At 61.0% G+C, this 11,425-nt stretch carries 12 protein-coding genes; 5 read left to right on the top strand and 7 right to left on the bottom strand.

Going from position 1 to position 11,425, the window contains the following annotated elements:
• From AC1D14_RS17005 to AC1D14_RS16985, 5 genes are all read right to left on the bottom strand, one after another.
• Positions 1-194, bottom strand: a 194-nt coding sequence (locus AC1D14_RS17005; RefSeq protein WP_476968862.1) for a GntR family transcriptional regulator, incomplete at its 3' end; no start/stop codon positions are given.
• Positions 195-269: 75 nt separating this feature from the next.
• The gene (locus AC1D14_RS17000) at positions 270-1,352 is read right to left on the bottom strand and encodes an LLM class flavin-dependent oxidoreductase (protein ID WP_476968861.1); all 1,083 of its coding nucleotides are present in this window, start codon (positions 1,350-1,352) and stop codon (positions 270-272) included.
• A gap of 132 nt (positions 1,353-1,484) precedes the next feature.
• On the bottom strand, positions 1,485-2,876 hold the full coding sequence (locus tag AC1D14_RS16995; protein WP_230117757.1) for a purine-cytosine permease family protein: 1,392 nt from the start codon (positions 2,874-2,876) through the stop codon (positions 1,485-1,487).
• A 162-nt stretch (positions 2,877-3,038) separates the two neighbouring features.
• A complete protein-coding gene (locus tag AC1D14_RS16990) occupies positions 3,039-3,977 on the bottom strand; it encodes a cyclase family protein (RefSeq protein WP_230117756.1) in 939 nt (312 codons plus the stop codon).
• A gap of 2 nt (positions 3,978-3,979) precedes the next feature.
• Positions 3,980-4,279 carry a Dabb family protein gene (locus tag AC1D14_RS16985; protein WP_476968860.1) on the bottom strand — a complete coding sequence of 100 codons (300 nt, stop codon included), beginning with the start codon at positions 4,277-4,279 and terminating at the stop codon, positions 3,980-3,982.
• 169 nt (positions 4,280-4,448) lie between these two features.
• Between AC1D14_RS16985 and AC1D14_RS16980 the strand changes: the two genes are divergently transcribed.
• From AC1D14_RS16980 to AC1D14_RS16960, 5 genes are all read left to right on the top strand, one after another.
• On the top strand, positions 4,449-5,348 hold the full coding sequence (locus AC1D14_RS16980) for a LysR family transcriptional regulator (RefSeq protein WP_230117754.1): 900 nt from the start codon (positions 4,449-4,451) through the stop codon (positions 5,346-5,348).
• Positions 5,349-5,877: 529 nt separating this feature from the next.
• Positions 5,878-6,447, top strand: a complete 570-nt coding sequence (locus tag AC1D14_RS16975) for a pentapeptide repeat-containing protein (protein WP_230117753.1) — start codon at positions 5,878-5,880, stop codon at positions 6,445-6,447.
• A 644-nt stretch (positions 6,448-7,091) separates the two neighbouring features.
• Entirely contained in the window at positions 7,092-7,409 is a 318-nt protein-coding gene (locus AC1D14_RS16970) for an IS1096 element passenger TnpR family protein (protein ID WP_476968859.1), read from the top strand.
• Positions 7,403-7,615 carry an IS1096 element passenger TnpR family protein gene (locus AC1D14_RS16965; RefSeq protein ID WP_476968863.1) on the top strand — a complete coding sequence of 71 codons (213 nt, stop codon included), beginning with the start codon at positions 7,403-7,405 and terminating at the stop codon, positions 7,613-7,615. The genes AC1D14_RS16970 and AC1D14_RS16965 overlap by 7 nt, the downstream gene beginning before the upstream one ends.
• Before the next feature lie 234 nt (positions 7,616-7,849).
• Complete coding sequence (locus AC1D14_RS16960; protein WP_476875699.1) at positions 7,850-8,404, top strand: TetR/AcrR family transcriptional regulator; 555 nt, start codon at positions 7,850-7,852, stop codon at positions 8,402-8,404.
• Between the two features lie 372 nt (positions 8,405-8,776).
• On the opposite strand, the gene AC1D14_RS16955 is transcribed toward AC1D14_RS16960, so the two are convergent.
• Together AC1D14_RS16955 and AC1D14_RS16950 are read right to left on the bottom strand one after the other, a co-directional pair.
• A complete protein-coding gene (locus AC1D14_RS16955) occupies positions 8,777-9,901 on the bottom strand; it encodes an FUSC family protein (RefSeq protein ID WP_476875697.1) in 1,125 nt (374 codons plus the stop codon).
• Between the two features lie 115 nt (positions 9,902-10,016).
• Positions 10,017-11,417, bottom strand: a complete 1,401-nt coding sequence (locus AC1D14_RS16950) for an MFS transporter (protein WP_476968858.1) — start codon at positions 11,415-11,417, stop codon at positions 10,017-10,019.
• Positions 11,418-11,425 lie beyond the last annotated feature (8 nt).

The raw sequence follows: 11,425 nt of genomic DNA, 5'->3' as shown, positions 1-11,425 counted from the left end.
AGCTCGACGAGACCTTCTGAGACGAGGAGCATCAACGCTTCCCGGACAGGGGTGCGGGAAATGCCGAGGTCGGCTGCAAGGTCTGTCTCGTTGATGAACTGGCCTTGCAGCTGCGGATCCGTGAGGACACTTTCACGCAGGTGCGCGTATGCCTTTTCACGGCCTGAAGTGGTCGTGCCCGAAAACTTTCCCATACCGAGCCTTTAAGTACGTGACGCTGATAAATACAAGCCCTACCGTAGGTCAGCCTGGCAGTGCACTTTGGCCTCTTAGGCAGGCTGGAGCGCGGCCAGCTTTTCGCGGATGAGCGGCAGGACCTTCTCGCCGAAAATCTTGATATCCGGCACGTAGTCCACAAACGTCATGAGCACGCCGGCCGCACCCGTATCACGCTCCATCGTGGCGATCTGCTCAGCCACATTCTCGTAGGAGCCGTGAATGACCGGAAAGCTCATGAAGGTCAGGTTGCCCTCTTCAGCAGGCGCAGTGAGCCCCGCGACGAAGTGTGCACTGGTGCCTCCGGTCTGAGGGTCGAGAGACGCACTGCCAGCAACGTTTTTGAGCGCTTCCAGGTCACGACCGTCAATGATGTGCTGAGTCTTTGCCAATGCCTCTTCGTCGGTCTCCGCGGCGATAATCGTAAAGAGAGCATAGCTGCCGACTGTACGCCCAACCCGCTCTGCTTCCTCGTTCATCGGCTTCGTGATCTGTGGCAATAGCGCACGATCTGCAAAAACAAAGTTGTAGTCACCGTGGTGCGCGGTGTAATCTTGGCCCTTCCTTGACTGTCCGGCGGTGACAATGGGGAGTTCACGACCCGAGCTCGGCAAGCACGTCGCGTCCTGAATATCGAAGAACTCACCCTTGAACGTGGTGCGCCCGTCTCTCCAGAGCCCACGAAGGATCTGTACGTACTCCGCTGCGTAGTCGTAGCGCCTGTCGTAGTAGTCGTCGCCTGGCCACAGACCCATGGGGTCGTATTCAGGACGATTCCAGCCGGTTACAAGGTTTACGCCGCCCCGTCCCTTGGCAATCTCATCGAAGGTCGCAAGCTGGCGGGCCGCGATCACTGGAGGAATACCGAGGATCGGAACCGTTGCGAAGACATCGATCTTGCTGGTAAGGGCGGCGATGCCAGTAGCCAGGACGACCGAGTCGAGGCAACCATCCCAGTAACCGGTTTTGCCGCCAAAGCCGTGATATTTGATCATCGAGAGGACAAAGTCGAGACCAATGTTTTCGACCTCCTGTGCGATCTCCAGGCAGTGTTCAAAGGAGGGCTCGTACTGCGGTGCGTTTTCCGAAATGATGTATCCGTTTTGACCATTCGGAAGGAAGACTCCGAGTTTCATTGCTACTTCTCCAATTTCATTGTTGTGAATTACGTACGGTCGCTGCGATCCTGGTTGCCGTCTGCCCTTGGTCCGGTTGGGCGGGGTCCTGGCCGAGGTCAGGTGCGGTCGCTGCTGTTGTTCAGTCGCAGGTTACCCCGCCTCCGTAAAGGCCCGTGTTGTGCCGGCTTTGGTCTCCAGGTGCAGGGCACTGTGCTGCCTAAAAGCACCCCTCAGCCCGGCATATAGGCCGCTGGCTACAACGACTGTTGCGATTGGGCCCCACGTTGCACCCCAAGGGAACGCGCTTGTGAGGAAGATGCCAACCACGGTCGCTGCGACCCAGGCGATCAGTCCCGGGTAGTGGACCTGCTTGTAGTGTTCGTCTCCGAGCAGACCGTGTTCTTCCTTCCGTGTCCGGTTTAGGAGGATGTGCGTGAGGGCGATGGAAACCCATCCGCTGACCAGTACTCCCTGCCATGCCAAGGCGAGCAGAAGGTATTGGATGACCGGCAGCAGCATCAGCAGGTAGATGATCACCGAGGAGACAATCACCCAGAACGCTGCTGGAAGCTTTACTCGGAACAGCCGTTCCCCGAATTCCTGCAGGTTGGCTGCGCCGATGAAATAGTTGGCGGTATTAATTCGGGTTTGGAAGACGAGGACAAGGACAAGGCCGATCGGCCCCATCAAAGCCACCAGCCCGCCGGATAGGCCTGATTCCGAAACTTGCAGGCCGGGAATCGTGAAGGTCAGGAAGATGCCTACCAGGGCGTTCACGCCGTAGGTGAGTGTCCAGAACGGCCAAGTGAAGGTGTATTTGGTGTGGAACCGTGTGTCCTGCCGCTTGCCGAGCGCCGCGTAATCCATGGTGTACATCAGCAGCACCCACACGCCCAAGTATGCTGCGAAGGTGGCAAGCCATCCAGGGCCGCCGGCCGCGAGGGGAAGCTCTCCGGGAGTTTGGGTCAGCCAGGCATCGGTGAACCCGAACTTCACCCCGGCCCATACCACCATGACGACCAATCCCAGCAGGTACAGCGGCAGCAGCCAACCATTGAGTTTGTCCAGGAAACGTCGGACTCCGCCCAGAATGAGGGGCGTGGAGTAAGCCACGACCACGAGGCTCCAGATCCAATGTTCGCCGCCAAAGGCCGCTTGGAAGGCGTACACCACGATTGCGCCCTCGAACACGGCGTAGTAGATGGCCGTCAATGCCAAGATCACACTGGCGATAATCGTGCCGGCCTTCCCCAGAATGGTCCGGGAGAACCGCGCGACAGTGGTGCGGTTGTTGATCGAATGCTTCGCCAACACACGATTGATCAGGCTGTAAGTGATAATGGTTAGCACGATGCCGATGATCGCGTTGACCGTGCCGTATGCGACCGCCATGGCTGCGCCGATGTAGAGCATGAACATGGCGCTGGCGATGCCGTAGAACGCCATCAGCAGTGACCATTTGCCCATCTGGTCCTCGTCGGAACCAGTACGGTACAAGGCGTCTGTAACCTCGACCGTGTTGTTTGTGCCCTTGAGATCCATGAGTTTCTCCTTTGAAACTTGGAACTAAGAGCCCGTGGTCTCTTGAGCAAAACTGGACACTGGGTCCGGTCTGCTGTTCACCGTTGGGCTCCCGTGGTTATTTCGATTGTCGTTCACGTCAAGCAAGACCTGAACGGGTGAACTGCTTTCCGCGTTGGCGAATTAGTTCAGCTTCAGAGCCATGGGGCGGATTGGCGCACCCGTTGCTCCCTTGAGGCGAATTGGCGCCGCAATGACGCAGAACTCGTTGACGTCGTCTGCCGAGAGCTCTTCGAGGTTCAGCAACTCAATCATCGGTACGCCGGCCTCTGCCAGGAAGTGGCAATGCCCGGGAAGCCAGTTGTCTTCATGGTGGCTGGGACCAACCTCCACGCATTCCTGGTCCGCGCCGATGACGCTGATTCCCTGTGCAGTGAGCCAACGGGATGCATCCAGGCTGAGGCCGGGAGGGTTGCCGAGTGCTTTGCTGCCGTCGGGCCAGAAAGCCATCCGTCCTGTACGCACAAACACGACGTCGCCCTGCCCGATAGTCAAGCCGGTGCGCTGCAGTTCGTCTTCGATGTCTTCAACCGTGATGGCGTAGGAGTCCTCAAGGCACTGCACGCCCTTGAGCTTGGCGATGTCCAGCAGTACGGTGCGGGCGATGATTGGCGGAATCGTGTCCACGCCACCCTTGGTCCAGTTACGGCTGCCAAGATGTTCCTTGGCTGTGAAGCCGTTGTAGATGGCACCGTCAACGCCGAAATGGTTCAGGGCATCGATGTGGGTGCCAGTGTGGGTATACAGGAAAACGACATCGCCCGAGTAGCAGACGTGCTGATTAACGTGGTCCCCTGCGCCGTTTAGGTTATCGACGACGGTTCCATCCGGCGTGTGGCTCATGAAAATCTGGTACGACGGGTCGCCTGCCGCTTGGAAACTTGGCATGCCCACAAAGTAGTCCACACTCAGGTCATAGACCTTTGAGGTGTCTGCACGGCCCAAGGCGTTGGCCTGGGCGGCCAAAGCAAGAGTGTTCAGCGCTCCGAGCTCGTCGTCAGCACCGTAGGGGCTCATCGCGACCTTGATGCCCGCCCTGGCTTCTGAAATATTCGCAGTCACGATTACTCTCCCTCCCGGATGAAGTCGACGACCGCACGGCTGCGCACCATCGGCAGCAACTGCTGTACGATCTCTTCGTGGAACGGGTCGGACGAGTAGGACTCAAGGTCAGCCCAGGAATCGAAGTCCGTGATCAGGACACCGTCCCACGGCTCACCGTTCTCGTTGGGTTCGCCGACATGGCCGCCAAGTTCCCAGCTACGGATGACGGTCAGCTTGTCTGAAAGCTGGGTCAGAAGGTCAAGGATGGCCGAGTTTTCAGCCGTTTCTGCCGCCTGCCACATGAATACGTGCCTGATCAAAACTGATCTCCTTCTCGATCTAAGAGGACCACGGGCTATTGCGTCCGCATCGCTTGGACGCTGTGTGCACTCGTGGTCTTTTTCGTGTGTAATGCCATCTTGCCGGTGCCCACCTCTATGAGTCCAACACATACTTGTCATCACACCAATCGATATGGATCATGGATGGATGGAGTTACAACAGTTCCGCTATGTCGTGGCCGTGGCAGAAGAAGGGAACTTTACTCGCGCGGCCGCGCGCTGTTTCGTGGTGCAGTCAGCATTGAGTCACCAGATCAAGCGTTTGGAGGATGAATTGGGCGTCAAGCTGTTCGATCGGACAAGCAGACGCGTTGAACTGACAGCAGCAGGTACGGCTTTCCTCGCAGCAGCCCGCACCGCGCTCAATGCTGCAGAACGTGCCGCCGTTGACGCGGCGGCGGCGGCAGGTCACATCACTGGACGCCTGCGCGTAGGTGTCATTCCAACAGTGACCGCAATCAGCGTTTCAGCCTCGTTGCGAGAATTCAGAGAAGCTCATCCACAAATCCACATCATGTTGCAGGCCGGCGGCAGCGACGAACTGGAAACTTCTATCGCGCGGGGAGATCTTGACGTGGGCTTCCTCGGTTTGCCGGAAAACCGTAAACCAAAGGGAGTGTCGTGGCGGCATTTGGGTTCTGATCCGCTGGTCGCTGTGACCAGCCAAGAACATCGTCTAGCAAACTCTCGCGAAATAAGACTATGTGATCTGGCCCAGGAGACATTTGCGGATTTTCCGGGCGGAACTCCGGCACGCGACGAGAGTGATCAGGCCTTCGCTGCTGCGAATATCCACCGAGAAGTAGCCTTCGAATCAATGGCTACGGATCTCACCGTGGATCTCATCCGCCACAACCTGGCCGTGGCGCTCCTACCTGCAGGATATGTGCCGCGCCATCCGGCCCTAGTCAGCATCCCGATCACCGACGGGCCGTCACGATCCGAATATGTAGCTTGGAGCAGATTCAATCCCAGCCCCGCGACGCATGCGTTTCTAGAGCTGATCAACCTATCCGAGCTGCCCGAGAACAACCATTGGCAGCCCTAGAATCCCGACGGCACGGTTGTGTTGCTCCCACAGATACACCCGGTTAACCGAGGGGATGCCGTCGGTGGAGAATCGCAGTGCCCTTCGCGCCGCGGAACTGCCCGGAAGTCATGGACATGTAGTGCAAGCCGGATCACACCCGTCTGGTAACTAGCCAGTGTTAGTCGGCAGGTTGAGGCCCTGACTTCCCGGTTCCACCCTGCAAACACCGAGGTCATGGTGAGGACCGCCATGAGGCCTGCGGTGACGAGGGAGCGGAAGCGTCCAGTCTTCGGTCATGTCGCGAAGACCCATTCAAAAGCCGATAATGAAGATTCTGTCACCCTCTAGAGGTTGATAAAGCCCCTATTGGCCGAAATTCGCGGATTTTCTGACGTCGAATCTCGACCTCTTCGGCCGCCAGTGGGAGCATAAACCTACCGCTGGGGATACGGTGAGAGGCGGTCGATGATGACTGATCACACTAGCCGCTGGAGACCTCCAGGGCTTGGTTTTCCTGCTGCAGTCCAGCGCCTAAGTAGGCCAGGCCATGGCTGAGCCCGAGCGCCTTTCGTTGTGGCGTCGCTTTCGGCAAAGGCTCGCCGAAGACAGTTTGCTACACGATGTCTTTGCAGGGATTATCGGCGGCCTGGTAAGCGGAGCCGTCCTTTCGGCCGTTGCGCTTTCGTGGGACAACAACATAGCGCTCCGGCAACAAAGGGCTGCCGACCTACAGTTCGTCAGAAGCGTCTACATCCAGCGTTCCACCGCGATGCCCTTCCACGGTGTTGGCCTTGAGGGCCTGAGCTTGAAAGGCCTGAGATTCGGCTGCAAGGACAAGGAAGTAGTGGAAAGGTGCTTTGATTTCGCTGATTTCTCCGGCGCAAACGTCAAGAACACCGACCTGTCCCTTATGGACCTTTCGTGGGCCGACTTCACCGACGCGGATCTCGACGGTGCCGATCTCTCAAGCTCCGATTTGGGCGGCGCCAATCTTTCCCGCGCCCGGAACCTGGATAAGGCCATCCTGGCCAACAACTGCAATGGTGCGACGCGATGGCCGGACGGAATTCCCGATCCGCCGAAGAAGTTCGAGAACTGCCTGCCACAGGGATTTTGACCACGGAACAGGTGCACAACCGGCTTAGGCCGCCACCTCGGCCAGCAGCGGCTCGATCATCTGCTCCGGCCAGGCGATCAAGACCTCGGCAGGCGCTGCAGCTCCAGCTCCCGCCCCGCGCAAACACCTTCGTCCTGTCCGGACTCCCATCCAGGCACGCCGACAAATACGACATCCGGTTCGCCCGGCAGTTTCTGGTCATAGCCGCGGACATGACTGGGGGCGCTGACCAGCGGCTGGACTCGTCCGTCCTGCGTCGCCCAGGAACTGGCACTCCGCTGCCTTTTCGATCAGGTTGAGGTCATTCAGGACCTGTATGACCTCGATCTTGCAGCCGACTGGCGGGGCTTTCTCGAACAACACATGTTCGAAGACACCGACAGCGAGATGGTCTACCAGAACGCCATGGAGGATTTCGAAAGCGACATCGAGTTGAACATGCAACTGGGCCCGCCCCCATGAAATTACAGGACTGGTTCGAGCCATTCAACGACACCTCCGTCCCGCCCTTCGTGCGCTAGAGCAAAGGATTGCTCCGGCGTCCGCCACCGTTCCGATTGCAGCCGCGGGCCCTGAAAGAATGGGCTGCATGGACAAACTGGAGGCTGGCGACCCGGTGCGCCGAATCGATACTGGAGGCTCGCGTGGAGCTCGTCGACAGCGAGCCTTCCATTTGGCGTCAGCTGGAGATGCCTGGCTCCCTGGCGCTGCCTCAGGTGCACCAGGTCCTGCAGGCAGCCTTCGGCTGGGAGGACGCGCACCTGCACCGGTTCACCCCGAATGACCCCTTCGCGCCGCTGCGGCCGGTCGATGGCCAAGTACCGGAGACCCTGCAGTGGCTCCCGGGCCGGGAGTGTGAAGAACCGGAGGACAGGCCCGAGGAGGACTGCACCCTGGAGCAGCTGTTCTCCCTTGAACTAGTCTCCGGCCGGCCGAAGCAGATGCTCCGCCGGCCCTGCTGACCGACGGTGAACGCCGCGGTCCGCTGGAGGACTCCGGCGGATTACCCGGCTACGAGGCGATCATGGACGCTTTGGCCGACCCGGCCCATCCCGATCACGCCGAATATTCCGCGTGGGTGACCGAGATCACCGGTTCAAATGAACCGTTCGACCCTGCCTCCCTGGATATCCCCGCTGTGAACCGGGCCCTGGCCGACCAGTTCTGAGCCCTCGAGTTGCGGCCTCAAAAAAGCCCGGATCATGGTGACAGTCATCGGTGTCGGAACGGTCAGCTGCCCGAACGGCTGGGCTGACGGGGCCATCGGAATCCAGCCCCCGTCGTCGAACTGATGCAGTCGGGACGCCCTAGACAGAACGGTCTGTCTCGGCCCAAGGGGATTGTGTATTATCCATGTGTGCAGACCCCCGAGAGCAGAGCTGAACAGTCAAGGCGCCCTGCAATGGACAGGCCTCGGGAGAAGATCGTTGCCGCCGCCTACGAACTGTTCGCCCGTCGCGGGATCCGCGATGTCGGAGTCGACGAACTGATCCGTGCGTCAGGCGTGGCCAAGGCAACCTTCTACAGGCACTTCCGCTCCAAGGACGATGTCGTCCTTGCCTTCCTCGAGCAGTGGTACTTGGAACGCACGGCCGCGATCCAGAACGCAATCGCCCGGCGCGGGACCAGCGACGAGGCAGCCATGCTGACGATCTTCGATGTCTTCGACGACTGGTTCCGCCAAGGCGCGGCCCAGGTTAGCTCCTTCCTGCACGTGATGATGGAAATGGGCCCCGACCACCCCCTCGGGAAAGCGAGCATCCGGTACATGGACCAGACGCGGCAACAGATTGCGGAACTCGCAGAATCCGCTGGCCTTAACGACCCGCACGATTTCGCCTGGTCCATTCACATCCTGATCAAGGGAGCCATCGTCGCCGCGGCCGAGGGCGACTCCCGCGCCGCTGGCCGCGCCAGGGCCATGGCCGAGCTGCTCATGGACCACCACCGGTCCTAAGCCCTCGCTGCGCTCTCCCGGCGGACCTCGTCACCGGAGGGAAGCGGCCGAAATGTCTCGTAACCGCACCTGTCTCACAAAATATTTGCCAATGAACTGGTCTATCGCTTGGCTTGGCGTGGAATCTAGCGCTTTCCGAAGCGAGGAAAAACACCTCCACCCAAACTGCTGAGCTGATGACGCCAGCCCGTTAGTGGGGCCGGCAAAATGGCCGCATGCGAAAATGACCGCATGACCCACGAACCGCAGCGCCCGGGCTTCCAGCCCGTGGTTGTAACTGCCGATCCCTTGGACTCTGTTCGGCATTGATCTAACTTCATGCGCTGCTCGTCAGGCCTCCTCGGATACGCGGCGAACTCAGCCAGCGGACCGCTACAGCGGCGGCAGGATGTCGCGGGCCTCGCGCGGGTCGATGCCGGTGGCCTCGAGCAGGTCCACCATCAGCGGCCGGAACAGCATCACCACGGTTTCACCCTCCAGCCGCTGCACTTTGAGCATCCTCGGGTGCAGCCGCCCGGCGATGTCGCTCAGGTCGACGCGGGCCGTGCGCAGATGGGTGCGGCGGACGCCGTCGTGGACCTCCGCCAGCCCCAGCGAGAGCTCATCGATGGCCGCCGCCGTCTCCTGCAGGACCTCGGCAATATTCTCGACGGCTTCGTCGGAGAGCGCCGCGTGGTTGATCGCGCTGGTCAGCCGGCGCGCGAAGACCCGGCTGTTGCGCAGCGCGAGGTCAATGAAATCCAGTGACTGTTCCAGCCGGTCCAGCTCGTCCCGGTGCCTGCGGTAGGCCGGCGCCAGGGTAGCCACCTCGCCGGACGCCCGCAGCGACTGCCTCATCGCATCCACCAGCGGCTGGCAGTTGCGGCCGCGCACCAGCGCATGCCACGCCTCGGTGGAATCGCTGTGGAGCAGGGCCGAAGCGCACTCACGCAGCACCTCCGCGAGTTCGTGCAGCAGCTTCTGGACGTCCTTCCGGGGCTCTCGGCGCGGGTCCTTGGGCACCAGAATGGTGACCAGCAGCGCAAAAACACCGCCCACCACGGCGTCGATGCTCCGCGTAAACGGCCCGCCGGCCGGCGCCGGCAGCAGCACTACGAGCAGGGACTGCAGCCCGAGCTGGGTGGTGAAGATGGTGCCGCTGTCCAGGAAGCGGGCCAACAGGATGGAGAAAAGAAGGACGACGGCGGCCTGCCAGATTCCGGCGCCCAGCCAGTGAAGCAGCAGGTCGCCGACGACGATGCCCAGCGTGCAGCCCAGGCCAACCTCCACTACGCGGCGGAGGCGCGGATCCCGGGAAAACCCGAGGGCAATCAGCGACGACGTGGCCGCGAACAGGGGACCGGTGTGCCCCAGGATGTACTCGGCGAACGCATAGGCACCCACGGCGCAGACCGTCATCTGGACGGCAGGGACCAGCGAGTTGCGGCTCCGGACCACCCCCGTGCGGATCCTTCCTCGCAGGAACCGTCTGCTTGCGGAGAGTCCTGTCTGGGCCATGGCTTCAGTCTATTGCCGGAGCCGACCCGGACATTGCCGCGGCAGGCCGGGTAGCCCTACTGCCGGTATTGAGCCTGTCGAGGACCGGGGGGGTCGACAGGCTCAATTCCGGGGATCAGACGTTGTTCGTGACGGGGCTGCGCCGGTCGAAGACGGTGGCGCCGACTTCCTGCTCGGCCTGGTTATCGATGCCCAGGTCGATGCCCTTCCGTTCGCGGATCATCAGCACCGCGCCCGTTGAGATCAGCGCGACAACGAGCAGGTACGCAGACACCGACATGGTGGTCCCCGTCGCCTGGACCAGTGCGGTGGCGATCGCCGGAGCAAAGGCACCGCCGATAATCGCGCCCAGAGCATAGGAGATGGCCACTCCGGAGAAACGGATGGATGCCGGAAAGAGTTCACTGTAGAGGGCGGCCTGCGGTCCGTAGGTGAGGCCGAGTCCGACGCTGAACAAGGCCAGGCCCAGGAACATGGCCCAGATGTTGCCGCTATTGATGAGCCAAAACAGCGGGAAGAACGTGACCATCAGGCAGCCATAGCCGATGAGGTAGGTCTTCTTGCGGCCGATGCTGTCGGCGAGGAAGCCGGCGATGAGCGTAAAGACGAACCACAGGGCGGCCGCGGCCGTGACGGCGAGGAGCACCTGGGTGCGGTCCATGGCCAGTCCCTTCGGGGCGGTGGCGTAGCTGAGGATATAGCCGCCGGTGGTCATATACCCGGCGGCGTTGTTGCCTGCAAAGACCAGCGCCGCAAGGAGGACCAGCAGCCAGTGCTTTTTGAACAGCTCCACGATCGGAACGCGCGTCTGCTGCCTCCGAGTGGCGATTTCCGCAAAGACAGGGCTCTCGTCTACGCTCCGACGCACAATGAAGCCCACGATGATCAGCACGAAGCTGAGCAGGAACGGGACACGCCAGCCCCACTCGACGAAAGCCGCACCGGGCGAGACCACGCCGGACATCAGGGCCAGGACGCCGGCCGCAAGCAGCATGCCCAAGGGGACGCCGAGTTGCGGGAACGAACCGAACAGTCCGCGCTTGGAACTGGGCGCGTGTTCCACGGCCATGAGGACCGCACCGCCCCATTCCCCGCCCGCAGAGATGCCTTGCAGGATGCGCAGAAGCAGCAGCAGGACGGGTGCAGTCAGGCCGGCGGTCTCGTAGGTGGGCAGCACGCCGATCAGGGTGGTGGCGGCTCCCATGAGGATCAGGGTGAGGACCAGCATGGCCCGGCGACCCAGTCGGTCTCCGAAGTGTCCGGCCAGGAATGCGCCCAAGGGCCGGAACAGGAAGCTCAGACCCACTGACGCGAAGGAAACCAACAGGGCTATGTCGTTGCCGGCGGGTTCGAAGAAAAGCTTGGCGAAAACCAGGCCGGCAGCGTTCGCGTAGATGAAGAAGTCGTACCACTCGACGGTGGTCCCGACGATGGTGGCAAACGCTACGCGACGGTTTTCCCGTCCCGAATTTCGTTGCGGTGCCGAATTGCGTTGTTGATGCGACAGGGCGCTCATTGTGTCTC

The organism is Arthrobacter sp. P1_B11, from assembly GCF_056406715.1.
Note: the sequence above shows the minus strand (reverse complement) of the source record. Positions and strands in the feature narration are given on the sequence as shown.